The following is a 22,098-nucleotide window of genomic DNA, read 5'->3' on the forward strand; positions in this document are numbered from 1 at the left end:
CTCCGGAGCACCCATGCCTGTGATCACCGTCGACCACTCCGCCGCCCTCGACGGCCGCCTCGACCGGCCGGGCCTCGCCGGCGCGGTGCACCGGGCCTGCGTCGAGCACGTCGCGGCCCGGATCCCGGCCTGCAAGACACGGTTCCGGCGCGCCGAGGAGACGGTCGTCGGCGACGCGGCCGAGGAGGCGAGCGTGGTGCACATCGAGATCGCCCTGCTCGCCGGCCGCACCGAGGAGGCCAGGACGGCGCTGGCCGAGGCCGTCCTCGCCCTGCTGCCCGCGCACCTCAAGGAGGCGCAGGGCGTCCATCTCTCCGTGGAGGTACGGGACCTGGCGCCGGCCTACCGCTCGGCGCTCGGCTGAGCCACGGCCCGGGAATTTCAGGACATGAGCGCGGCGAGCCGGGCGAGCAGGTCCGCGAACGGGCCGTCGGCCGGCTCGTCGGCGAGCGTGTGCCGCAGCACCCGGGCGAGCTGCGGGTCGTAGGCGGCGCTGACCGCGGCGAGCGCCGCGAAGTCGTGGACCAGCTGGAGCTGGAGCTCCGCGCGCGGGATGCGCCGCCCGTCCAGCCAGATCAGCGCCGTCGCCTCGGCCAGCGAGATCCACGAGCGGACCACCAGCTCCAGGCGCGGGGACGGCACCAGGACGTCCAGGTGCGCGAGGATCTGCTCGTACGCGGCCTGGCGGACCGAGTCGATCAGCGCGTTCGTCGCCGACACCGTCTCCATCGAGCAGGCCCCGCCCGCCGAGACCGCGGGGCCGCCGCGCATCAGCGCCGAGAACCCGGGCCCGTGCTCGTCCACGAAGTCGAAGAACCGGCCCATCACGCGCAGCAGCCGCGCGCCGAGCGGCCCCTCGCGCGGCTCCTGGAACCGCTCCGCGAGATCCTCCGCCGCCCGCTTCAACGCGGCCTCGTACAGGCTGAGTTTGCCGGGGAAGTAGTGGTAGACCAGCGGCCGGGAGATGCCCGCGGCGGCCGCTATCTCGTCGATGGAGACCTCGTCGGGAGAGCGGTGGCTGAACAGTTCGAGGGCGACCCCGATCAACTGCTGCCGCCGCTCCTCGACACCCATTCTGCGCCGCACCCCGGTCGTCATACCGAACACTCTACCGAGCGGACCCGGCTCCCCTCCCCGCCCTACAGGTCCAGGACCAGGCGCTCGCCGCGGGCCCGGGAGACGCAGATGAGCATCGAGTCCGCGCGCTCGGCGTCGGTGAGCAGCTCGTCACGGTGGTCGATCTCGCCTGCCAGCACGCGCTGTTGGCACGTCCCGCAGAAACCCTGCTCACAGGAGTACGCCACGTGCGGCAGCGCGCCGCGGACCGCCGCCAGGACCGTACCGCCGGCCGGCACGTCCAGGACCGTGCCGCTGCGCCGCAGCTCGACCTCGAAGGGGCCGTTGCCGTCGGTGGAGTTGCGCGGCGCGAACCGCTCCAGGTGCAGGGTCCGCCCGGCCGGCAGCGCCGCGCGCACCGCCGCCATCAGCCCCTCGGGCCCGCAGCAGTACACGGCCGTGCCCGGCGCGGTGGCCGCGAGCGCGGCGGCGAGGTCCGGCAGCCCGTCGGTGTCCTGGGCGACGATGCTCACCCGGCCGCCGTCCGCGGCGAGCCGCTCGATCTCCGCCAGGAACGGCATGGTGGCCCGGCTCCGGCCTCCGTAGAGCAGCGTCCAGTCGGCGCCGCGCGCCTGCGCCGCCCGCAGCATCGGCAGCACCGGGGTGATGCCGATGCCGCCCGCGACGAACAGGTAGGCGGGCGCGGCCGGATCGAGCGGGAACCGGTTGCGGACCCCGCGGACCTCCACCTCCGTGCCGTCCCGCAGCTGTTCGTGCACCTCGCGCGAGCCGCCGCGGCCGCCCTCGGCCGCCGGGATCAGCCGGGTGGCGACGGTGTACGCCGAGGTGTCCCGCGGGTCGCCGCAGAGCGAGTACTGGCGTACGAGCCCGGAGGGCAGGACGAGATCGAGGTGGGCGCCCGGCTCCCAGGGGGGCAGCGCGGCCCCCTCCAGACGGAGCCGCACGACCCCCTCGGCCACCTCCTCGCGGCGGGTGACGCGCAGCCGCAGCGCGCGGGCCCGCGGCCGCCCCGAGACCGGCTCCTCCAGCGCGGGCAGCGGCCACAGCGGCGAGCGGCGCACGCGGCGGCGCAGCGCGCGGCGTACGACCTGGGCCGCGCCCGCGACGAGGGCGGCCTTGACGTAGGTGTGCGGGTCCGCCAGGCGGCTCATCGGGCGGCTCCGGTGCGGGCCTCGGCGGCGGTCGCCGCGGGGGAGGAGGCGAGGTAGGCGACGGCCTGCGCGGTGGAGCCCTCCTGCTCGGGGTGGTAACTCCGGCTCAGGTAGCGGGGTATGGAGCGCACCATCGCGCCGGTCGAGGGCAGCACGCCCTCCTTGCCGCCCCGGTAGAAGTCCTTGAAACCGGCTTTGCCGTCGGTCAGCGTCGGATCGTTCGCCATGAAGAAGCGGGCGCCGCGCTGCCACAGGAAGACCAGGGCGGTGAACGCGGTGGCCCAGGTGCGCACCCGGCGCCGGTAGCCGCCGTCGAGGTGCTCGAAGAGCTCGAACGCCACCGACCGGTGCTCGACCTCCTCGGCGCCGTGCCACCGCAGCAGGTCCAGCATGGTCGGGTCGGCGCCGCGCCGGTCCAGCTCCTCGGCGTTCAGCACCCAGTTGCCCAGGAACGCGGTGTAGTGCTCGATCGCCGCGATCAGGGCGACCCGCTCCAGCAGCCACCACCGGCGCGCCTTGCCCGGCGGCAGGGTGCGGTCGCCGAGCAGCTTCTCGAAGAACCAGTCGACCTGCGCCGTGTACGGCGTCGGATCGAGCCCCAGCTCCTTCAGGTGGGGCAGCACCTCGTCGTGGGCCTGGGCGTGCATGGCCTCCTGGCCGATGAACCCGATGACGTCCGCACGCAGCCGGTCGTCCCTGATCAGGGGCAGGGCCTGCTTGTAGACGTGCACGAACCAGCGCTCGCCCGCGGGCAGCAGCAGGTGCAGCACGTTGATGGTGTGCGTGGCGAAGGGGTCGCCGGGGAGCCAGTGCAAAGGGGTCCGGTCCCAGGCGAAGGACACCTGGCGTGCCTTCAGCGGAACGCGCGTATTAGACATGGCGTCAATGTACTGACGAGTAGGACCCGAGGGCCACCCCCGGAACCCACTTTTCGGCCGGACTACCGCAGCGGTGACACCGCGATGCCGCCGGCGGCGACCCCGCTCAGCTCCACCGCCGCGCTCCGCGCGACCCGCACGGCCAGCAGATTGCCGCTCACCGTGGACCCGGCCGCGCGCACCGACGTGACCTCCTCGCTGCCCGCGGCGATCAGGTACCAGTTCCCGCCCCGCGACTTCCACCGCACCCCCGCCAGCACCCGGGGTACGCGCTTCCCGCACGCGGGCGCCCCCTGTGACTTGGCGGCGACCGCCGCCGACCGCGCTCCCGGCGCCAGGAACAGCGCCAGCGTCCGCGGCCCGCCGCCCCGCCAGGTCTCGGCCCGGGTGCACACCCACCGCGCGGTCCCGTTCGACTCGGGCAGCCGCTGGCGCGCGTACTCCCAGGAGTTGACGGCGCCCACCCCGTGCGAGCGGGCCGCGGCGAGGGAGCAGGCCGTCGCCGCCCAGTCGGCGGGCTTCGCCTCGCGCTGCGCGGCCGGCGGGCCCGCGGTCAGGTGGGCGGGGACCAGCTCACCGAGGTCCGTGGCGTAGCGGGTGTGCGTGGCGTCGGTGAGCGCCAGCGCGTTCCACCCCGTGCAGGGCCGGCCGGCCGGGGCGAGGGCCGGGCTCGGGAACGGGGCCGTCACGCCGTCCTTCGTCCGGGAGAGCGGCCGCGCGGCCGCGGACGGTGCCAGCAGGTCGCGGACGGCCGCGCGGACCACCCAGGGCGCCGTCAGATAGCGGACGTTGCCGTCGGACCGGTCGAGGACCACGGCGCCCGACTGCGCGGCGCTCGCACCGTCGACCCGGGCGAAGTCGAGGGCGGCGCCGCTCGTGCCCTGCTGCGGTTCGGCGTAGCGGACGATGCGCAGACCGTCGTAGAAGAGCACGATGCGCGCCTGGTCGAGCTCGCCCGCGTACAGCAGCTGCGCGGGGCCGGGGGGCGCGCCGGCCGGGGTGCCGGGGGTCGCGGAGACCTGGACGGACTCGCCGGGGCGGGCCCAGACGGCGAGGGCGCGGCGCAGCAGCGCCGAGTCGCCGGTGAGGGAGCCGCGCGCGGGCCACACCGAGAAGTCGGTGCGGGCCGACGACTGCCACGCGGCCGGCGCCACCCGTGTCAGCGAGGCCGGATTCAGGGCGGCCTGCCCGGCCGGATTCCGCGCGTACGGGGGCGCCGCCGCGCCGTCCGGGCTCCAGCCCTCGCCGGGCAGGCCGAGCAGTGCCCCGCACACCAGCAACGCCGCGGCCCCGGCGAGCGCCGCCTTGGCGTGCTGGCGGCGGCGCATCAGGTCGGTGGGGCGGGCGTGCAGGGAGCACGGGTCGAACTCCGGCGAGAGCAGCAGGTCGTACTGGGCCCCCGCCGCGTCGGCCTCGCTCAGCGCGGCGGCCGCCTCCTCGTCCGCGCAGCCGGCCGCCGTCAGGACGGTGCGGACGGCGGAGCCGTCGAGGTGCTCCAGGCCGCGCAGCACGTACGCCGCGCGGGCCGGGCCGCTGAGCGCGGAGAGCCGCTGGTCGAGTGCGAGTTCGTCGGCGCCGCCGGACTTCGGGAACAGCCGCAGGCCCCAGACCTGCGGCAGCAGCGGAGGCAGCTGGGCCCGCCTGGGCCAGGCCGCGCGGCGCAGCGGGCGGCCCGCGTCCAGGGCGCTGCGCAGCACCCGCAGCCGGACGTAGGCGTACCCCGGGTCGCCGGTGCGCGGCGCCGTCCCGCGCTGGGCGGGGAGCGCCGGGGGCGCGGTCGCGGTGCGGCCCCGGGGCAGCGCCCGCTGGGTGAGGGAGTGGGCGGTCAGCACACGGCGGTTGCGGCCCAGGCCCGGCGGCAGCACCAGATAGGCGAGGCGCACCAGGCGCGGGTAGTGCTCGACCAGGGCCGCCTCGGCCTGCTCCACATCGATGACGCCGGCTCCGCCGTCGAGCGGGGGACTGGATTGCTGCACCTTTGACTGCACGTTCAGCTGAACGAGCGAATCATGGGATGGTCACCCCAGCGCGCCCCCGGGCGGCCCGCCGGCGGCCGGGCGCGCTCAGCCCGGCTGCACCAGCGCCCGCGCGTAGGCGGCCATCGACCGCTGGTAGCGCGGCAGATGCGGCGCCAGTGCCCCCAGCACCAGCGACAGACCCTCGCGGTCCCGGCCCAGGGACGACAGGCACAGCGCCAGACAGGCGCGGACCGCGTCGTCCAACTCATCACTGGACGCCGTCAGTTCGGGCTCCAGCAGCGCGACGCCCTCCGCCGCGCGGCCGATGTTCCGCAGCGAACTGGCCAGTTGGATCTTCGCGCGGCGTCCGCGGTACCCGGTGAGGCCACGCCGCAGCGCCTCCTGGTAGAGCGGCACCGCCCGGTCGGAGTGGCCGGTCGAGTCGAAGGCGCAGGCCCGCTCGAAGGGCCCCACCGGGCTGCTGTCGGGCAGCCCGGCCACCACCGTGTCGATCAGCGCGCGGAACTCCGCGCCCGCTGCCTCGGTGTCGCCATGACCGTCGAACGTGTCCCACGCGGCGGCGATCCGCTCTTCGAACCCACTGCTCCCGGTGCTCATCGGGCCACGGTCGAAGATCAGCCGGCGTACGTCAACCGCTTGCGCAGCGCCGCCACCGCCTCGTCCGGGACGCCGAGCCCGTCGCGCACGTACGTCTCGACGCCGCCGTACCGTGCCGCGACCTCCTCCCGCGCCGCCCGCAGATAGTCCGGGACCACGCCGATCACCGCGAGCGCCACCTCCGGGTCGCCGCCCTGGGCGGTGAACCCCTCGACGAGCGGGGCGAACGCGGCGCGCACCGCCGGGTTCACCGACAGGTACTCGGCCTCGATCGTGGCGTCGTCCGCGCCGAGCAGCGCGAGGACCACGGCCGCGCCCCAGCCGGTGCGGTCCTTGCCCGCGGTGCAGTGGAACAGCAGCGGACCCGCGTCGGGCGCCGCGAGTTCGAGCAGCAGCGTGCGGTAGGCCGCCTGCGCCGAGGCGGTGGAGACCAGCGCCCGGTAGGTCTCCTCGAACAGCGCCTCCGCCCTGCCGCCGCCCAGCTCCCGGTCCGCGCGCGCGGGGTCACCGAGAAGCTCCTTCAGCTGCACCGCCGCCGGGGCGATCCCGGCCTGCGCCAGCTTGTCGGCGAGCGCGTCGGCGGTCAGCAGCCGCACCCCGTCCGGCAGCCGGTCGGGGTGCGCGGCGCGCTCGGCCTCGGTACGCAGGTCCAGGACCGTGCGCAGGCCGAGCGCGGTGAAGCGGCGGTCCGCCGCCGCGTCGAGCCGGTCCAGCTGCCCGGAGCGGAAGACGAGCCCGGGACGGACCCGGCCGCCGTCGGCGAGCGGGGTGCCGCCCAGGTCGCGGAGGTTGGCGACGGTGGCGGCGGCGATGGGTTCGGCCATGGGCGGGGCTCCCGTTGTTCTGTTCGATCCGGTGCGTCCCGCCCAGTCTTCCCCAAGGGCGGACCCTACGTGAGCTGCCAGCCGCTGAACGCGACCGTGCCGCGCGCCCCGTTCCCGCCGTTCGTCGCGGTCATGAACAGGCCCACGTCCTGCGTCGCCGCCGCTCCCGGCACGGGCACGCTCGCCACGGTCCGCCACGTGGTCCCGCCGTCCGTGGAGCACGCGCCGGTGTACGTACCGCCGGACCGGATCAGCCGCAGCAGCACCGGTGCCTGGATCCCGGTGATCCGCCGGTAGGTGTCGAGCGTCCCGTCGCCGTTCGTGTCGTAGGAGAGGACGACGCCGTTCGCGGGGGTCACCGACAAATTCAGGAAGCCCGGTGAGCCCGGCGTGGCCAGGGAGTTGCGCACGATGATCCCCGCCCGCGCCCACGCGCCCGTCTCCGCCTGGGAGTCCACCCGGAGCACGGCCGAGGAGCCGTCCGTGAAGCCGCCCTCGCGGTAGGCCGTGCCGAACTCCGTGGTCCCCTTCCACAGGTCGGCGCCGCCGCCGTCGATGGCGAAACGGTCCGCCAGCTGCCCGAAGACCGCCGCGTTGTCGCTGTACGTCTTCCACCCGTCCGCCAGCGGGCCTGCCTCGAAGAGCGTGCCCTTGTGCGTGTACGTGACCCGCTCCTCGCCCTGGGGCCCGTACCGGACGTCGATCGTGTACGGCAGCGGGCGCAGCGGCTCGTCGAGCGGGGTGCCCGGCGCGCTCGCCCGCCAGGAGACGGTGGCCTTCCCGGCCGGCGCCACCCGCGGCAGCGACGTGCCTTGCTCGGGGACGGCGTCCAGGCCCCGCAGGCGGAAGTCGACGCGGCCGGTCGCCCGCAGGCCGTTGACGTTGCGGAACGTCGCCGCCACGCGCGCGTGCCCGCCCGGCGGGAACGCGGGCGGCTCGGCGGTGACCGTCACCGCGCCCTGGTAGGGGGCGCGCGCCAGCACGTCCCGCACTCGCGCCGCCGTCCGGTGGGCGTCCCCGTAGGGCCGCAGCGGATAGTCCTTGCGCTCCCGCGTCCACGGTTCCTCGAACGCGAACCAGTCGACCTTCGCGGGCTCTTGGCCGGCCGCCAGCGCGTCCTGGAGCTCGTCCAGCCACTTCTGCCAGCGCGGCAGATAGAAGTCGGCCATCAGGCCGTGCCACTCGCGGTTGCCGTACTCGTGCAAGTTGCCCGGATCGGAGGTGGCCCGGTCGCCCCAGACCGTGATGAGGACCTTGGCGCAGCGTTCGAACTCGGCCCGCTCCGCGTCGTTCGTCGCCATCTCGCGGGCGTCCTGGATCCACGGGCCGAGCAGGAAGGCGCGGTGCGTGCCGGTGACGTCGTCCGACAGCCGCATCAGCCGCAGCCACAGCGTGGCCAGGGAGCGGAAGCGGGCCTGGTCCTTGTCGGCGTAGGCGGCCTTGAGCTGAGGCAGGAGCTGTCTGCTGCGGTGCGCGAGGGCCTGGCGGGCGACGTCGACGAGGTCGTACCGGTAGGCCTGGCTGCGCCGCAGGTCCTTGGCCACGCCGAGGAGTCCGGTGAGCGCGGCGTCGAAGCGGCCCGGGTCGTAGGTGAGGGCGCGCGGCGCGTAATAGGCGGCGCGGTCGGCCGCCAGGTCCGGGCGCGCCGCGAACAGCGAGTCGTGCGGGTCGGAGCGCTCGACGGCTCCGTGCTGGTACGCCGTCTCGTGCAGCGCCCGCCAGGCCGCGCGGGCACCGGGGTCACGGCGCCCGTAGCGGAAGTCGCCGTACCCGGCGAACCAGTCGGCCCGGTCGATCTTCCGCTCGGTCCAGGCGAGTTCGGACCAGAGCTCGAAGGCGGCCGGGTCGCGGTCGGTGCCCTCCGGCATGTACGCGGTGCCGGTGAGCGCGCTGCCGGGCTTGTCGCGCCACGCGAAGAACTTCTCGGTCCACAGGTGTGCGCGGGCCCCGATGGTGGTCCGGCCGCCGAAGTTGGGGATCGTGCCGAACGCGTACGGGGTGCCTCCCCAGTCCTTCTCGCGGTCGGTGACGGACGCGAAGCGGTCGGAGACCCCGTCGACGATCAGCATCTTCTCCTTGTCGACGGCGTCGAGGAGCGCGGGCAGCGGGTTCGCCTCCCAGCCGAGGATGACCCAGGTGGCCCCCGGCCGGTGCGCGCGCAGCGCGCTCTCCACGCCCCGGGCCGCGTCCGGGACGGGCACGTCACCGGGGGTGCCACCCTCGTGCAGCAGGTCCATCTTGAAGGCGTCGATCTCCCCGAAGAGGTCCCTCTGGTGGCCGTAGAACGCCTCGGCGACCCGGGCGAAGGACGTGGTCCGCGGATCGAGCCAGTCGGGGCGCTCGAAACCGTGCCAGACGCCCTGCGGCACGACGTGCGCGTCGCCGCCGTTGCGTTCCACGAACCCCTTGGGCACATGGCCGTAGTAGCCGGGCATGACCGGCCGCATCCCCAGCTCGCGCAGCCGGTCGGTGATCCGACGGCCCAACCCGGCTCGTTGCGCGATGAGTTCGGGCGAGAGCGGGCCGCCGTACCCGGAGAGGTTCTGCAGCAGCCACCACGGCTGGTGCGAGGGGGCCGGGAGCCAGGTCCGCGACTCCTCGTCGCTGTACCCGAAGTCCTTCAGGAGCCGGTGGTACACGGCTTCCATGCCCGCGATGACGAGCACCTCGTTGCAGCCGTGCAGCGCCAGCACGTCGATCATGTGCTCCCAGTACGCCCAGCCGGCGAACGGCGCCGTGTAACCGTCATTGGTGTCGTTCAGCGCGAACCGGTGCGGCAGGGACGTGGCGCGCTCCAGCGGGCGGCCGGGCGCCGGGAGCGTGCCCGGCAGCTCCAGCTGGCTGCCGTTCCAGGCGATGTGCGCCCCGCAGACGTACTTCAGGTACCAGTGGACCCCGGCGAGCAGCACCGCCGGGGTCGTCCCGTCCACCTCGACGCGGCCGCGCCCGCCGGAGACCCGGAAGCGGTCCGCGCCGTCCCGCGCGGGGACCAGTCTGAGCCGGAACTGGTCCGCGTGCTGCGGAAGCCGTCGGTTGAGCGCGGCGCGCGCGGGAGCCGTATCCAGTGGGTACGGCGCCGCCTGAGCGGCCGGCACGCCCACTCCCAGGGCCGTGCCGAGCCCGAGGGCGCCCGCCGTGCCGAGAACCGTGCGTCGCGTTGGCGCGGACATACGTGTCGAACCCCCAGTGTCGCGGATGGTGCGGCGCACGGTAACGGGGCGCACATCCGTGCTCAACGGTGTGCACGGAGCTGGCGGGAACGTGTCGACGGACCGAGGGCGTCGGGAACAGGAGTGCGGGATGAGGAAGATGAGGAAACTGCTGGTGGCCGGGGCCCTGGTGGTCGCGTCCGGGACCGGGTGCGCGGCGCGCGGCGACGCGCCCGCCGTCCCCCGGACGGCGAGCGGCTCCCTGGAGCAGCTGGCGCGCACGGCCGGCTGCCGGCCCGACATCCAGACGGACGCCGCCGAGCTGCGCCAGGCCGACTGCGGCACGGGCGACGGCCGTTACGTGCTGGCCACGTTCGCCACCGACCGCGGCCAGGCCGAGTGGCTGGACGCGGCCGACGACTACGGCGGCACGTACCTCGTCGGCCGCGGGTGGATCGCGGTCGGCGCGGACCGGACGGTGACACAGCTGCGCGGCCGGCTCGGCGGGACCGTGGAGCGGTCCTCCTCGCACCACTCGGGGAGGAGCGGCGGTGGGGGTCGGGAGGAGGGCCCCGAAGGGCACGGAGGTCACCACTGAGCGGGCCGCGCAGCAGCCGGGTGGGGGCGGCCGCTCAGGTGCAGCGCTCGCCCCGGTTGATGCAGCTCGCCACGTGCCGCATCAGCTTCTCGTCGAAGACGTTGATGAAGTCGCCGTGGTCGGTGGCGGGCTTGTGCAGCTGCTCGGGGAACGAGTCGACCGCGAATCCGGGCCCCGGCGGAACCGCGTAGACGATCCGCTGCACCAGCTGCGGGATCGCCTTGAAACCGGCCGGGCAGGCGCCGGTGCGCGGGTCCTCGAACGCGACGTGCGTACGGTGGTTGGCGCTGTCGGTGTTCGCCCCGTCCCAGCAGCTCTGGAACCGGAAGGTGCGCACGACCTTCGACCCCCGCGGACAGATCGGGTACGCCTTCTTCAGCTGCCGGTTCTCGAACCCGGTGCAGCTCCAGGAGGCGTTGGCGTTCGCGTCGCCGTTGGTGAGCGCCTTGGCGTCGCCGGTGATGATCCGCAGGAACCGCGGCATGGCCACGACCTTGCCCGCCGGATTCCCGTCGAAGGTCAGGGTCACGGAGGAAGGCGTCCGGATCTCCCCGACGTTCTGGTCCTTGCCGCCGCCGTCAGCGTCGGCGTCCGCCCCGGCCCGGCCGTTCTGCACCCGCAGGACCGGCCAGTAATAGGTCGACCGGTCGCCCTGGTTGCGGCAGCTGGTCCGGCCGCCCGCCAGCTCGTCGTCGCTGGAGAACGCGTCCGTCGCCTGATTGCCCACATAGTCGTGCATGTGGTGGGCGCCGTTGCTCACGCCGGGCGCGACGATGACGTTGTCCGGATTGAACTTGCCGTTCTCGTTGCGGCCGCAGGCCGTGGTGAAGGTGCCGCGGGAGGCGCCGCGCCGGTTGCGGGCCGTCACGACGTTGGGGCGGACGGACGTGATGTCGACGAAGTCGCTCGCGTCGGGTCCGTTGCCGACGGCGCCGCCCGTGCCGTCGCCGGAGCCGTCGGCGGGCGGCTGGGACGGCTGCGGCGAGGGTTGTTGTGCGGGCCGGCCGGACGGGGGCGGCGAGGGCTGTCGCGGCTGGTCCGGGGAGCGCCCGGTGCAGGCCGCCATCCCGCCGAGCCGCCCCGGTGGGCGGCCGCCGGAGCGCCGGATGTCCTGCGCGATGCGGTCCAGCACGGCGCCGCGTTTGTCCTTCAGCGGGCCCAGGATGCTGTTCCGGACGAAGTCCGGGTCCTGCGCCGCGGCGGCCCGGGTCGAGGCGAGCCGCTGATAGGCGTCGGTGATCTGGCTGTCCAGGGTGGCCAGTTCACCGTCGACCCGGCCCCGGGCGCCGTCGGGGACGTCGGGCAGGAAGGTGCCGACGTCCGGACAGTCGATGGTGGCCACGTGCTGCTGCTCCTGCTGTCGCCCTTGCTGTGGCGCCTGGCCCGGCTGCCCCGGGTCCTCGTGGGCCGACGCGTACACGTTGACCGCGGCCAGCCCACCTCCGCCCAGCAGAAGTGCGGCCGACGCGACGGTCATCCGCGTCGTCAGCGAAGAGCGCCTTTTCCGTGAGGTGCGTCCCATGGGCCTACGTACGCACCGGGGAGCCGCCGTGTTCAGCCCCGCCCCGGAAAACCGCGCCCGCCCCGGGCGTGCTCCCGCTCCCGCCTCAGCGGCCGCCCCGGTCCAGATAGGCGAGGACCGCCAGCACCCGCCGGTTGTCGTCGTCGGAGACGGGCAGCCCCAGCTTGGCGAAGATGTTGGAGGTGTGTTTCGCGATGGCCCGCTCCGTGACCACCAACTGGCCCGCGATCGCCGCGTTCGACCGCCCCTGCGCCATCAGCTCCAGGACCTCCAGCTCACGCGGGGTGAGCCCGCCGAGCGGCGCGTCCGCGGCCCGGCGCGACAGCAGCTGCTGGATCACCTGCGGGTCCATCGCGGTGCCGCCCGCCGCCACCCGGCGCACCGCGTCGATGAACTGCTCCGCGTCGAAGACCCGGTCCTTCAGCAGATAGCCCACCGCGCCGGCCCCGTCGGCGAGCAGCTCGCGCGCGTACAACTGCTCCACGTGCTGCGAGAGCACCAGCACCGGCAGCCCCGGCCGCGCGCGCCGCGCCGCGAGCGCGCACTGCAGCCCCTCGTCCGTGTGCGAGGGCGGCAGCCGCACATCGACCACGGCGACATCCGGCGCCAACTCCGCGAGGGCCTTGGTGAGTTCGGGCCCGCTCTCGACGGCGGCGGCGATCTCGAAGTCGTACGCCTCCAGCATCCGCACCAGACCGTCCCGCAGCAGGAACAGGTCTTCGGCTAGGACAACACGCAAGGGATCTCCATGGTCACCATGGTGGGGCCGCCGGCCGGGGAGCTGACGGCGAGGACACCGTCGAATGTACCGAGCCGGCGCGCGATCCCGTCCAGTCCGCCGCCCGGCGCCACCACCGCGCCGCCTCCGCCGTCGTCGGTGACGGAGATCCGCAGCCGGTCCCCGGTATGGCCGATGTCGACCCAGATCCGCCCGGCGCCCGCGTGCTTGACCGCGTTGGCCAGCGCCTCGCTGACGGCGAAGTACGCGGCCGACTCGACCGGGGCGTCGGCCCGCCCGGCCCCCTCGACCTCCACCTCGGTCGCGACCGGCAGCCGCAGCGCCAACGCCCGTACGGCGTCGCCGAGTCCGCGCTCGGCGAGCACCGGCGGATGGATCCCGCGCACCAGGTCGCGCAGCTCGGTCAGCGCCTCGGCCGACGACTGCCGGGCCCGCGCGAGCAGTTCCCTGGCCTTCGCCGGGTTCTTCTCGATCAGCGCCTCGACCGTGCCGAGGTCCATGCCCACCGCCACGAGCCGGGCCTGCGCCCCGTCGTGCAGATCCCGCTCGATGCGCCGCAGCTCGGCCGCGGAGGTGTCCACGGCGTCCCGTCGCGTCCGGGTCAACTCCCGCACTCGCTCCTCCAGTTCGCCGGTGGCCGGGGCGAGGACGGCGCGGGTCAGCAGGAAGTGGACCCGCAGCAGCGCGGGCGCGAGGCCGAGGCCGGTGGCGAGCAGCGCCATCGCGAGCAGCGCGGCGAGCAGCGCCGTGCCCTGCCCGCTGACCGGCACGAACCCGTACCACCAGCCGACGTACGTGCCGTCCGTGAAGACCCGCCACAGGCCGGCCGCCAGCGCGAACCCCTCCAGCGGGTAGAGGACCAGCACCGCGGGCAGCAGCGCGGTGACGAATCCGGCCGTCACGTCGGCGAGCAGCCACCGCAGGTCCCGCCAGGTCGCCGGATCACCGAGCAGCAGCCGGCACCGCTCGGCCCGCCCGAGGAGCCCGCCGCGCACTCCGTCCGGAAAGGGCCGGTACGCCGCCGGGATGCGTACGCCGCACCACTCGGCCGCGACGGCCCGCCGCCAGTTCGCCCAGTGGCGGCCGAGCCCGAGGACCCACGGCGTGGTCACGACGCCGACCCCGGCGACGATCAGCACGAGCGAGAGCGCCGAGAGGACGAAGAGGGTGAGCGACCCGGTGAACCCGGCCACGGCGACCCACAGCCCCCGCGCCCCCGCCACCCCGGCGCTCCGTGCCCGCGCGCGCAGCCACGAGCGGCCCGCGCCCGCGCGCCGCTCCGCCGGAACTGCCCTGGCACCCATCGCGCCCTCCGTCCGTCCCGCCCGTCCGTACACCGCACAGTGTGGCCGGTGACGACGGACGGGTCAGTGGGGACGGCACCCGCGCCGGGGTGGCGCTGGGTACACCCCGGCGCCGTGGTTCAGTGGCCGGCGGGCGGCGCGTACTTGTATCCGACGCGGCGCACCGTCTGGATCGCCTGGCGGTGCTCGGCGCCCAGCTTGCGGCGGAGCCGGGCCACGTGGACGTCGACCGTGCGGCCGTCGCCGACGTGCCCGTACCCCCACACGGTGGTGACGAGCTGGTCGCGGGTGTGCACCCGGTGCGGATGCGCGACGAGGTGCGCCAGCAGCTCGAATTCCAGGTACGTGAGGTCGAGTTGACGGCCCCGGACGCTGGCGGTGCGCGTCAGGTCGTCGATGCCGATGAGCGTGTCGGACCGGGCCGGGGCGGGCGCGGCGGCCTCGGCGGGCTGGGGTTCGGCCGGCGGCCGGCCGGCCGGGACGAGCACCAGGTAGCCGATCATCGGCGGCCGGCCCGGCAGCGTGGGCAGGGTGTGCGCCGGCGCGGGCAGCAGCGTGGCACCCGGCGGCAGGAACTCCGCCACGTCGACGCTGGGCACGAGCGGCGCGGGCGCCACCTCGTCCCGCTCGACGGCACGCAGCCGGGCACGGGCGGGGGAGGGGGCGCCGGGAAGGGAGGCGAGGGAACGGGCGTCAGCCATGAGTGGTCAACTCTTTCGCGCGAGGAGTTCGTCTGGGAGGGACGTACGTCGTGCGCGCGGACCGAAGGCCGCAACTCGATCGTCGAGTGCCGGCGTTAGAGGGCCTGCGCGTGGGTCGCGCGGCAACACACCCGGTCGAAGTCGTGGTGCTGACGGGACGGCCAGAACGGCTCGAGGTCGTGACGGCGACCCCGCGCGGTGATGTTCTGGAAGCTGGCCATGCCCATATTGAAGCAGATGCGGTACGCGAAGAAGAGGGCACCCGCACAAGAAGTGGGTGTCCACGGCCGTTCCGTGGCCGGAAACAGACCTGGCCGGCCCACCCGTCCCGGGCCCCGACCCGGACGCCACGCCCCGGCCCCCCTGTCCCCGTACGCGGCCCGGGGCGTCGTCAGTGGTCTGACCGTATACATTCACCGGGTCGATGAGCCGTGACGTCAGGAGCTGAGCTGTCGACGCGCGAGGTCGCAACTCGGCGGCGGGGTGGGGAGGGCGCATGACCGAGGTTGAGGTTCCCGGGCCGGAGCCGGACTGGGAACGCGCGCCGGCGTACCAGGGCGGCAAGCGGAACCCAGCCTTCCAGGCCAGTATGTGGGAGTACGCGGCGGGCTCCTTCCGGGTGGTTGCCGGCCTGTCGCCGTCACTGGACGTACTGGCCGCGCGGCTGCGGTTGACCATCGAACGGGGCTCGGAGGATTTGGGCGCCGTGGATGCGGCGATGTTCCGCATCCGGAAGATCGACTTTGCGCTCAGCCGCGTGGAGGGCAACCCGTGCCCCGATGTCTTCGTCTGGGTGAGCCGCGCCCAGTCCGACGTCGACGCGGCCCTCGGCCTTCTGCTCGATGCCCTCGGTATCGGCGAAGAAGCCCTCACCTTCCGCGGCGACATCGAAACCGGCTTCGTTGACCTGCGGAGCGAACCCCAGTCCTGAGACCTCGTCGCACGCTGCTTGCACCGAGGGGCGCCCGCCCCATCGGTTGCCGTCCTCGCTGCGGAGCCGGACGCGTTCGGGGATTTGGGCTGCGAGGACATCGGGGCGGCGGGTGGGGACCAACCGGCTGCTACGGACGCCGCCCGGGGTGGCACTGTCAGCCGCGGCCCAGCGCGTCCCGTACCGCTTCCTCGCTGCGCCCCACCACGGCCGTGCCGTCGTCCGCCGTGATGATCGGGCGCTGGATCAGCTCCGGGTGCGCGGCCAGCGCCTCGACCCACCGCTCGCGGTCCCGCGCGTCCCGCGCCCACGACGCGAGACCCAGCTCCTTCGCGGCCACTTCCTGGGTCCGGGTGATCTCCCACGGCTCCAGCCCGAGCCGGTCCAGAACGGCGCGGATCTCGTCGGGCGAGGGCACGTCCTCCAGGTAGCGGCGCACGGTGTAGTCGGCGCCTTCGGCGTCGAGCAGGGTGAGTGCGCCACGGCACTTCGAACAGGCCGGGTTGATCCAGATCTCCATGGTGCCCACGGTACGCGAGACGCCTCCCGTGACCGCCTCAAGTAGGGCCTGGCCAGCGGCTTTTGTCAGTGGTCCGCAGTAGAATAGAAGCAGTGTTCGAGAGCTGACGGGGGCTTTCGAGTTCGCGACAGGAGGATGGCTGTGCCGGCTGCCGCACCGATGCTGATGGATCTGCCGTACGCGCCACTCGCCAAGAGGCCGCTGCCCGCGGGACGGCCTCGTGACTGGTACATCACCCACAACCGCCGCCTCAAGGCCATGCGCCTGGCGATCGCCCTGCTCGACTCGGGCGTCTACCTGCCGAACCAGGCCCATAACAAGAGGATCCGCGCCACGGCCGAGCTGGTCGGCATCCACCCGCCGTCGGACACGACGTGTCACATGGTGCGGACGCTGATGCGCTACTGCCGCTGACCCCGGCGGGTCTGCCGCCAGGCGGGTCAGGGGTGACGCCCCTGACCCGCCTCCTCGCGCGGGCCCGCCCGGGATCACCTGTTTGCCGTCCATGGCATGCGGCTCCCCGCCGGGGCACCGTTGACTGGAGCGACCACAAGGGCGGCGCGGCGGCGGAGGTGTGCGGGATGGCGAACGTGCGAGGCGTACGAGGCACCGCGGCGGCCCTGCTCGCGGCGGCCCTGGCCGTCGGCGCGGCGGGCTGCTCGGACGGGGACGGCGGCCCGTCCGACGCCGCGTCCAAGGCGGCGGGCGTCCTGGCGTCCGCGACGGCCGAGGCGCAGAAGAAGGTCGACGAGTTCAAGGCGGGCACCGACGCCAAGAGCGACGTACGGCTCGGCGACGTGACGAAGGACGACGGCAGGGCCACCGTGCCGGTCACGGTCACGAACAAGGACTCGGACGCGAAGTCGTACCTCGTCCTGGTCGCCTTCAAGGACAGCGGCGGCAACCGCATCGACACGGTCGCCCTCAACGTGAACGACGTGGGCGGCGGCGCGTCCAAGAAGGCCGAAGCCCGCAGCCACCGCACGCTCGACGGAGACATCAGCGCCGACATCGTCCGGGCGCTGCGCCACTGACGGATACGGTGAGTTGGGGGCAATGCCCAATGAACTCGGCTTCTGTCCACCAGGGTTGGGACGCCAAGGGAGGCGACGAGGCCCGGCCATGTCTGAGTCTGAACGGCGGTCTCCCCTCGGCCGCGGCGGTGGCGGCGGTCGTCGTCCTCGACAAGGAACTCACCGTCAGGAACTGGAACGCCGGCGCGGGCGAGCTGTGGGGCCCGCGTCAGGACGAGGTGCTCGGCCGGCCCTTCTTCGGCCTGGAGTTCGGACTGCCCACCGGGGAACTGCGGCCGGCCGTCGAGGAGTGCGTCGCGACCGGCCGGGGCGGTGACCCGGTGGTGATCGCCGCGGTCGACCGGCACGGCCGGGACATCAACTGCTCCGTGCTGTGCAGCCCGTTCGACGGTCATCCCGGCGGTGTCGTGCTGCTGATGGCGCAGACGCGGAGCGCTCCGACACCCTGACACAACCTGCACACGGGGCTGTACACGGTCTGAAGGGGACGCCTCGCCGACACGTCACCGTGCCCGGCGGACGCTCAACGGCCCGCCTCCCCGCTCGTGGAGTCGCGCGGCGGTGTGGACCGGGCAGAACGCCTCGGCCCGTCCGGCAGCGCCCGTCCGTAGCCGGGGCGGCGGTGCACCGGCACGGGGCGGAGCCCGCGCGTTCCCCCGGGCGGGCCCCCGGGACGCGGCCCGGGATATCGTCCTCGGACAACTGAGACTCAGGATGAAAGGGTCCCTCACCGTGACGCTGCAGGAGCAGGAGCTCGCCGCGGTCTTCGCCCAGCTGGCGGGGGCGGCCGCGCGGGACCCGCTCGACACGCAGAGCTTGCTGGCCACGCTGGTCGAGGGAGGCCGGCTGCTGTTGGACGCGCCGGGCGCGACCGTGCACTACGCCCCCGGCCGGGAGAGCGGCCGCACGGAGGGCACCGACCCCGCCCTGCGCACCCTCGCGGGGGATGCCGCGCAGTGGCGGGAGGGCCCCGGCTACGACGTCCGCACGACGGGCCGCGCCCTCATCGACGTGGACGTCAGCACGCCGCCCATGCGGGCCCGCTGGCCGCGCTGGACGGCCCGTGCCAGGTCCCTCGGCCATGGCAGGATCACCGCGCTGCCCCTGCCCGCCAAGGAGGGCCCAGGCGGCGCGCTCGTCCTGTTCGGGGCGCCGGACAGCGACCTCGACGAGAAGGCCCTGGCGCTCGCCCGCACCTTCGCCGACGCGGGCGCGCACACGCTCGCGCTCCAGCGCGAGGTGGTCGAGAGCCGGGTCCTGGCGGGCCAGCTGGAACACGCCCTGACCAGCCGGGTCGTGGTCGAACAGGCCAAGGGCATCGTGGTGGCCCGCCGCGGCCTCTCCTCCGACGAGGCCTTCGCGGGCCTGCGCAGCTACGCCCGCGCCCACCGCCGCAAGGTCGCGGACGTGTCCCGGGACATCATCGACAGCAGGGATGTGCCGGGGGACTGGTAGAGCGGCGCACGAGGAAAAGGCCGTTGGCCGTGAACTCCCGGAACCGGGAGTTCACGGCCAACGGCCTACAGGTGGGGGCAGACGAGCGGGGCTCCGCTCTGACCTGCGGCCTCCTAGATGTCGAAGTACAGCTCGAACTCGTGCGGGTGCGGCCGCAGCTGGATCGGGGCGATTTCGTTCGTGCGCTTGTAGTCGATCCACGTCTCGATCAGGTCGGACGTAAAGACGCCGCCCGCCTGGAGGTACTCGTTGTCCGCCTCCAGCGCGTCGAGGACCGCGGGCAGCGAGGTCGGGACCTGCTGGACGTTGGCGTGCTCCTCGGGAGCCAGCTCGTAGAGGTCCTTGTCGATCGGCTCGGCCGGCTCGATCTTGTTCTTCACGCCGTCCAGGCCCGCCATCAGCAGGGCGGAGAACGCGAGGTACGGGTTGGAGGACGGGTCCGGCGCGCGGAACTCGACGCGCTTGGCCTTCGGGTTCGAGCCCGTGATCGGGATACGCATGGCCGCGGAGCGGTTGCGCTGCGAGTACACCATGTTGACCGGCGCCTCGAAGCCCGGGACCAGGCGGTGGTACGAGTTCACCGTCGGGTTGGTGAAGGCGAGGAGGGAGGGGGCGTGCTTGAGGATGCCGCCGATGTAGTAGCGCGCCATGTCCGAGAGGCCCGCGTAGCCCTGCTCGTCGTAGAAGAGCGGGTCGCCGCCGGCCCACAGGGACTGGTGGACGTGCATGCCCGAGCCGTTGTCACCGAAGATCGGCTTCGGCATGAAGGTCGCGGTCTTGTTGTTGCGCCAGGCGACGTTCTTCACGATGTACTTGAAGAGCATCAGGTCGTCGGCCGCGGCGAGCAGCGTGTTGAACTTGTAGTTGATCTCCGCCTGGCCGGCCGTGCCGACCTCGTGGTGCTGGCGCTCGACCTGGAGGCCGTTCTTGTCCAGCTCCAGGGAGATCTCCGCGCGCAGGTCGGCGAAGTGGTCGACCGGCGGGGCCGGGAAGTAACCGCCCTTGTAACGGACCTTGTAGCCGCGGTTGTTCTCGACCGCGCCGGTGTTCCAGGCGCCCGCCTCGGAGTCGATCTCGTAGAGCGAGCGGTTGGCGGAGGTCTCGAAGCGGACCGAGTCGAAGACGTAGAACTCGGCCTCGGGGCCGAAGTACGCGGTGTCGGCGATGCCGGTGGAGGCGAGGTACGCCTCGGCCTTCTTCGCCACGTTGCGCGGGTCGCGGGAGTACTGCTCGCCCGTGATCGGGTCGTGGATGAAGAAGTTGATGTTGACCGTCTTGTCGCGGCGGAAGGGGTCCACGCGCGCGGTGGTCAGGTCGGCGCGGAGCGCCATGTCGGACTCGTGGATGGCCTGGAAGCCGCGGATCGAGGAGCCGTCGAAGGCGAGCTCCTCGGCCGGGTCGAACGCCGCAGCCGGCACCGTGAAGTGCTGCATCACACCCGGCAGGTCGCAGAAGCGGACGTCTACGAACTTGACGTCCTCGTCCGCGATGAACTTCTTGGCGTCATCGGCGTTCTGGAACATCCAACTCCTCCTACTCCCACCCGGGGCGGGGCGGGGTTTGCAGCTCGGTCGTGCGGCCGGTGCGGTGGCACACGCTGGACCTGACCATAGGCAGACGTGGTTTCTCAAGCATGACCCATTTGTTTCGCCGAAGTTAACCGGACCAGGGGGGTCGGGCGGGGGCGCCCCGCGGGCGCAGTACCGTGGACGGGTGGACAACAGGGAAGCAATGGGATCGTGGCTGTCCGGGCCCCGCGAGGCCCTGGAACAGTCGGGCGCGGACTTCGGGTACCGCGGGGAGCAGCTCGGTCTGCCGGAGCATGGCCCCGGTTCCGTCGCCCGTCCCGGCCGGCGCTTCGGGGCCCTCGTCGTCGACTGGGCGCTGTGCATGCTGATCGCATACGGGCTGGTGACACAGGGCTACACCCCGGCTACGGGGAACTGGGCACTGCTCGTCTTCCTGGCGCTCGGCGTGCTGACGGTCGGCACGATCGGCTGCACGCCCGGAAAGCGGCTGTTCGGGCTGCGGGTCGTCGCCGAGGCGGGCGGGGGGCGGCTGCCCTTCGGGCGGGCGGTCGTGCGGACGGTGTTGCTGTGCGTGGCCATCCCCGCGCTGATCTGGGACCGGGACGGGCGCGGGCTGCATGACCGGCTGGCCCGGTCCGTCGAGGTCCGTATCTGAGCGGGTGCCTTCTTCGGCTGCGCGCCGGTGGGGCTTCTCGCGCAGTTCCCCGCGCCCCCGGAGCATGCGGCTCCGCCGCAGCCCCATGAGGGGCGATGAGGGGCGCGGGGACCGACAAAACGAGCACGCCGCAGACGAAAAGGCGCCCCGGGCACAAGCCCGGGGCGCCTTTTCGCGAACTCAAGCGGCGACGGACGTCACCTCGTCTTGCCGCCGCGCGGCATCCGCATACCCTTCGGCATCGGTCCCTTCGGCAGCGGCATGTTCGCCATCAGGTCGCCCATCGCCCGCAGCCGGTCGTTGGTCGCGGTGACCTGGGGGCCGGGCAGGACGCGGGGCAGCTTCAGCATGGTGGTGCGGAGCTTCTTCAGCGGGACCTGACCCTCGCCGTTGCCGACGAGCAGGTCGTGGACCGGCACGTCCGCCACGATGCGGGCCATCTTCCGCTTCTCGGCGGCCAGCAGGGACTTCACCCGGTTCGGGTTGCCCTCGGCGACCAGCACGATGCCGGCCTTGCCGACCGCGCGGTGCACCACGTCCTGGCTGCGGTTCATCGCGACCGCGGGGGTCGTCGTCCAGCCGCGCCCGATGTTGTCGAGCACGGCGGCCGCCGCGCCGGGCTGGCCCTCCATCTGCCCGAAGGCCGCTCGCTCGGCGCGGCGCCCGAAGATGATCGCCATCGCGAGGAAGGCGAGCAGCAAGCCGAGAATTCCGAGATAGATGGGGTGACCGATCAAGAAACCGATCGCGAGGAAGACACCGAAGGTGACGATTCCCACAGCCGCGAGTACAAGACCGATCTTCGAATCGGCCTTGCGGGTCATCTTGTAGGTCAGAGCGATCTGCTTGAGCCGCCCGGTGTTTGCAGCGTCCGCTGCAGGTTCCTTCCTCGCCATGCGTGAAGTCTACGTGGCCGGGGGCCGCCGTTGAACAGCAGCACCGGCCCGGGGCCGGTCAGCCGTGGACGGTGCCGACCGCTTCGAGGACGCGCTGGGCCTCGACCCGGTCCTGGGCGCGGCGACGGTCCTCCAGGACGGAGGTCCAGGCGTTGCGGCGTGCGGTGCGCTGGCCACTGCTCATCAGCAGCGACTCCACGGCGCGCAGTGCGCCGGTGAACGTCGGGATCGCGGTGGCGCGTACGGGCGCGGCCTGCATGGGCGGGGTCCCCCCTCGGAGTCGGAGCACGGCCTGGATGGAAGGTGTACGAGGTGTGAGTACAGCGTCACTGATTGGTGTTACCAGGGCGTGACCGGGCGGTCAAACCTCCGTGAAGCCCCGGGGTCCGCGGTCGGGGCCGGGCCGCGGCCCCGGCGGCCGTCCTCAGCTGCGGGGACGGCGCGGAGCGCGGCTTCCCGGCCGATACCGGGGGTAGTCGCTTGTGCGTGAATTCACACGCGAGCGCGTCCTGACCGAACCGGAATCCCGGTCCGGCCAGGACGCCGGACCCCCGCCCCC

The 22,098-nt window shown here is 73.5% G+C and carries 23 protein-coding genes and 1 pseudogene; 8 read left to right on the forward strand and 16 right to left on the reverse strand.

Annotation, left to right across the window (positions count from 1 at the left end; genetic code table 11):
• Nucleotides 1–13 precede the first annotated feature (13 nt).
• The gene (locus ABZY33_RS11945; RefSeq protein ID WP_356491390.1) at nt 14–364 is read left to right on the forward strand and encodes an isomerase; all 351 of its coding nucleotides are present in this window, start codon (nt 14–16) and stop codon (nt 362–364) included.
• A 17-nt stretch (nt 365–381) separates the two neighbouring features.
• On the opposite strand, the gene ABZY33_RS11950 is transcribed toward ABZY33_RS11945, so the two are convergent.
• The 7 genes from ABZY33_RS11950 to ABZY33_RS11980 form a co-directional block, all read right to left on the reverse strand.
• Nucleotides 382–1,098 (reverse strand): TetR/AcrR family transcriptional regulator, encoded by a 717-nt coding sequence (locus ABZY33_RS11950; protein WP_356491391.1) that lies wholly within the window; start codon nt 1,096–1,098, stop codon nt 382–384.
• 41 nt (nt 1,099–1,139) lie between these two features.
• On the reverse strand, nt 1,140–2,228 hold the full coding sequence (locus ABZY33_RS11955; protein ID WP_356491392.1) for a PDR/VanB family oxidoreductase: 1,089 nt from the start codon (nt 2,226–2,228) through the stop codon (nt 1,140–1,142).
• A complete protein-coding gene (locus tag ABZY33_RS11960; RefSeq protein WP_356491393.1) occupies nt 2,225–3,106 on the reverse strand; it encodes a metal-dependent hydrolase in 882 nt (293 codons plus the stop codon). The genes ABZY33_RS11955 and ABZY33_RS11960 overlap by 4 nt, the downstream gene beginning before the upstream one ends.
• 62 nt (nt 3,107–3,168) lie before the next feature.
• Nucleotides 3,169–5,082 (reverse strand): hypothetical protein, encoded by a 1,914-nt coding sequence (locus ABZY33_RS11965; RefSeq protein ID WP_356491394.1) that lies wholly within the window; start codon nt 5,080–5,082, stop codon nt 3,169–3,171.
• Nucleotides 5,083–5,169: 87 nt separating this feature from the next.
• On the reverse strand, nt 5,170–5,682 hold the full coding sequence (locus ABZY33_RS11970) for a tetratricopeptide repeat protein (RefSeq protein ID WP_356491395.1): 513 nt from the start codon (nt 5,680–5,682) through the stop codon (nt 5,170–5,172).
• 17 nt (nt 5,683–5,699) lie between these two features.
• A complete protein-coding gene (locus ABZY33_RS11975; RefSeq protein WP_356491396.1) occupies nt 5,700–6,506 on the reverse strand; it encodes a tyrosine-protein phosphatase in 807 nt (268 codons plus the stop codon).
• A 65-nt stretch (nt 6,507–6,571) separates the two neighbouring features.
• Entirely contained in the window at nt 6,572–9,676 is a 3,105-nt protein-coding gene (locus ABZY33_RS11980; RefSeq protein ID WP_356491397.1) for an alpha-N-acetylglucosaminidase, read from the reverse strand.
• 130 nt (nt 9,677–9,806) lie between these two features.
• Between ABZY33_RS11980 and ABZY33_RS11985 the strand changes: the two genes are divergently transcribed.
• Entirely contained in the window at nt 9,807–10,253 is a 447-nt protein-coding gene (locus ABZY33_RS11985; protein ID WP_356491398.1) for a hypothetical protein, read from the forward strand.
• Between the two features lie 34 nt (nt 10,254–10,287).
• Here the strand turns inward: ABZY33_RS11985 and ABZY33_RS11990 are convergent, their stop codons facing one another.
• The 4 genes from ABZY33_RS11990 to ABZY33_RS12005 all read right to left on the reverse strand — a co-directional run bounded on the left by ABZY33_RS11990 (nt 10,288) and on the right by ABZY33_RS12005 (nt 14,519).
• Nucleotides 10,288–11,775 carry a DUF1996 domain-containing protein gene (locus ABZY33_RS11990; protein WP_356491399.1) on the reverse strand — a complete coding sequence of 496 codons (1,488 nt, stop codon included), beginning with the start codon at nt 11,773–11,775 and terminating at the stop codon, nt 10,288–10,290.
• 85 nt (nt 11,776–11,860) lie between these two features.
• Nucleotides 11,861–12,514 carry a response regulator transcription factor gene (locus ABZY33_RS11995; RefSeq protein WP_356491400.1) on the reverse strand — a complete coding sequence of 218 codons (654 nt, stop codon included), beginning with the start codon at nt 12,512–12,514 and terminating at the stop codon, nt 11,861–11,863.
• Nucleotides 12,499–13,818 (reverse strand): histidine kinase, encoded by a 1,320-nt coding sequence (locus ABZY33_RS12000; RefSeq protein WP_356491401.1) that lies wholly within the window; start codon nt 13,816–13,818, stop codon nt 12,499–12,501. The genes ABZY33_RS11995 and ABZY33_RS12000 overlap by 16 nt, the downstream gene beginning before the upstream one ends.
• 119 nt (nt 13,819–13,937) lie before the next feature.
• A complete protein-coding gene (locus ABZY33_RS12005) occupies nt 13,938–14,519 on the reverse strand; it encodes a winged helix-turn-helix domain-containing protein (protein WP_356491402.1) in 582 nt (193 codons plus the stop codon).
• A gap of 496 nt (nt 14,520–15,015) precedes the next feature.
• Here ABZY33_RS12005 and ABZY33_RS12010 point away from each other — a divergent pair, with 496 nt between their 5' ends.
• Nucleotides 15,016–15,450, forward strand: coding sequence for a hypothetical protein (locus ABZY33_RS12010; RefSeq protein WP_356491492.1), 435 nt, complete (start codon nt 15,016–15,018; stop codon nt 15,448–15,450).
• Between the two features lie 30 nt (nt 15,451–15,480).
• Here the strand turns inward: ABZY33_RS12010 and ABZY33_RS12015 are convergent.
• Nucleotides 15,481–15,561 (reverse strand): annotated as a pseudogene (locus ABZY33_RS12015) (IS630 family transposase); the annotation flags it as partial.
• Between the two features lie 46 nt (nt 15,562–15,607).
• Nucleotides 15,608–15,970: an arsenate reductase family protein gene (locus tag ABZY33_RS12020; protein ID WP_356491403.1), complete on the reverse strand. Its 363-nt coding sequence runs from the start codon at nt 15,968–15,970 to the stop codon at nt 15,608–15,610.
• Nucleotides 15,971–16,129: 159 nt separating this feature from the next.
• Here ABZY33_RS12020 and ABZY33_RS12025 point away from each other — a divergent pair, with 159 nt between their 5' ends.
• The 4 genes from ABZY33_RS12025 to ABZY33_RS12040 all read left to right on the forward strand — a co-directional run bounded on the left by ABZY33_RS12025 (nt 16,130) and on the right by ABZY33_RS12040 (nt 18,459).
• Complete coding sequence (locus tag ABZY33_RS12025; RefSeq protein WP_356491481.1) at nt 16,130–16,384, forward strand: hypothetical protein; 255 nt, start codon at nt 16,130–16,132, stop codon at nt 16,382–16,384.
• 167 nt (nt 16,385–16,551) lie between these two features.
• On the forward strand, nt 16,552–17,004 hold the full coding sequence (locus tag ABZY33_RS12030) for a hypothetical protein (RefSeq protein WP_356491404.1): 453 nt from the start codon (nt 16,552–16,554) through the stop codon (nt 17,002–17,004).
• 29 nt (nt 17,005–17,033) lie between these two features.
• Entirely contained in the window at nt 17,034–17,453 is a 420-nt protein-coding gene (locus ABZY33_RS12035; RefSeq protein WP_356491405.1) for a PAS domain-containing protein, read from the forward strand.
• Between the two features lie 283 nt (nt 17,454–17,736).
• Nucleotides 17,737–18,459: an ANTAR domain-containing protein gene (locus ABZY33_RS12040; protein WP_356491406.1), complete on the forward strand. Its 723-nt coding sequence runs from the start codon at nt 17,737–17,739 to the stop codon at nt 18,457–18,459.
• Nucleotides 18,460–18,572: 113 nt separating this feature from the next.
• Here ABZY33_RS12040 and glnA read toward each other — a convergent pair whose 3' ends face one another.
• Entirely contained in the window at nt 18,573–19,982 is a 1,410-nt protein-coding gene (gene glnA / locus ABZY33_RS12045; RefSeq protein ID WP_356491407.1) for a type I glutamate--ammonia ligase, read from the reverse strand.
• Nucleotides 19,983–20,172: 190 nt separating this feature from the next.
• On the opposite strand from glnA, the gene ABZY33_RS12050 reads away from it, so the two are divergent.
• The gene (locus ABZY33_RS12050) at nt 20,173–20,643 is read left to right on the forward strand and encodes an RDD family protein (RefSeq protein WP_356491408.1); all 471 of its coding nucleotides are present in this window, start codon (nt 20,173–20,175) and stop codon (nt 20,641–20,643) included.
• 197 nt (nt 20,644–20,840) lie between these two features.
• Here ABZY33_RS12050 and ABZY33_RS12055 read toward each other — a convergent pair whose 3' ends face one another.
• Entirely contained in the window at nt 20,841–21,539 is a 699-nt protein-coding gene (locus ABZY33_RS12055; RefSeq protein ID WP_356491409.1) for a DUF4191 domain-containing protein, read from the reverse strand.
• A 58-nt stretch (nt 21,540–21,597) separates the two neighbouring features.
• Complete coding sequence (locus tag ABZY33_RS12060) at nt 21,598–21,798, reverse strand: hypothetical protein (protein WP_356491410.1); 201 nt, start codon at nt 21,796–21,798, stop codon at nt 21,598–21,600.
• Between the last annotated feature and the right edge of the window lie 300 nt (nt 21,799–22,098).

The organism is Streptomyces sp. NPDC006552 (assembly GCF_040611655.1).
Taxonomy (GTDB): domain Bacteria; phylum Actinomycetota; class Actinomycetes; order Streptomycetales; family Streptomycetaceae; genus Streptomyces.

Coding starts and splice junctions, on each gene's coding strand:
- ABZY33_RS12020 (WP_356491403.1), bottom strand. CDS start 15,970: ATGGAGATCTGGATCAACCCGGCCTGTTCGAAGTGCCGTGGCGCACTC.
- ABZY33_RS11950 (WP_356491391.1), bottom strand. CDS start 1,098: ATGACGACCGGGGTGCGGCGCAGAATGGGTGTCGAGGAGCGGCGGCAG.
- ABZY33_RS12055 (WP_356491409.1), bottom strand. CDS start 21,539: ATGGCGAGGAAGGAACCTGCAGCGGACGCTGCAAACACCGGGCGGCTC.
- ABZY33_RS12035 (WP_356491405.1), top strand. CDS start 17,034: ATGAACTCGGCTTCTGTCCACCAGGGTTGGGACGCCAAGGGAGGCGAC.
- ABZY33_RS12010 (WP_356491492.1), top strand. CDS start 15,016: ATGACCGAGGTTGAGGTTCCCGGGCCGGAGCCGGACTGGGAACGCGCG.
- ABZY33_RS11985 (WP_356491398.1), top strand. CDS start 9,807: ATGAGGAAGATGAGGAAACTGCTGGTGGCCGGGGCCCTGGTGGTCGCG.
- ABZY33_RS11955 (WP_356491392.1), bottom strand. CDS start 2,228: ATGAGCCGCCTGGCGGACCCGCACACCTACGTCAAGGCCGCCCTCGTC.
- ABZY33_RS11970 (WP_356491395.1), bottom strand. CDS start 5,682: ATGAGCACCGGGAGCAGTGGGTTCGAAGAGCGGATCGCCGCCGCGTGG.
- ABZY33_RS11960 (WP_356491393.1), bottom strand. CDS start 3,106: ATGTCTAATACGCGCGTTCCGCTGAAGGCACGCCAGGTGTCCTTCGCC.
- ABZY33_RS12005 (WP_356491402.1), bottom strand. CDS start 14,519: ATGGCTGACGCCCGTTCCCTCGCCTCCCTTCCCGGCGCCCCCTCCCCC.
- ABZY33_RS11945 (WP_356491390.1), top strand. CDS start 14: ATGCCTGTGATCACCGTCGACCACTCCGCCGCCCTCGACGGCCGCCTC.
- ABZY33_RS12030 (WP_356491404.1), top strand. CDS start 16,552: ATGGCGAACGTGCGAGGCGTACGAGGCACCGCGGCGGCCCTGCTCGCG.
- ABZY33_RS11980 (WP_356491397.1), bottom strand. CDS start 9,676: ATGTCCGCGCCAACGCGACGCACGGTTCTCGGCACGGCGGGCGCCCTC.
- ABZY33_RS11990 (WP_356491399.1), bottom strand. CDS start 11,775: ATGGGACGCACCTCACGGAAAAGGCGCTCTTCGCTGACGACGCGGATG.
- ABZY33_RS12025 (WP_356491481.1), top strand. CDS start 16,130: ATGCTGATGGATCTGCCGTACGCGCCACTCGCCAAGAGGCCGCTGCCC.
- ABZY33_RS11975 (WP_356491396.1), bottom strand. CDS start 6,506: ATGGCCGAACCCATCGCCGCCGCCACCGTCGCCAACCTCCGCGACCTG.
- ABZY33_RS12000 (WP_356491401.1), bottom strand. CDS start 13,818: ATGGGTGCCAGGGCAGTTCCGGCGGAGCGGCGCGCGGGCGCGGGCCGC.
- ABZY33_RS12060 (WP_356491410.1), bottom strand. CDS start 21,798: ATGCAGGCCGCGCCCGTACGCGCCACCGCGATCCCGACGTTCACCGGC.
- glnA (WP_356491407.1), bottom strand. CDS start 19,982: ATGTTCCAGAACGCCGATGACGCCAAGAAGTTCATCGCGGACGAGGAC.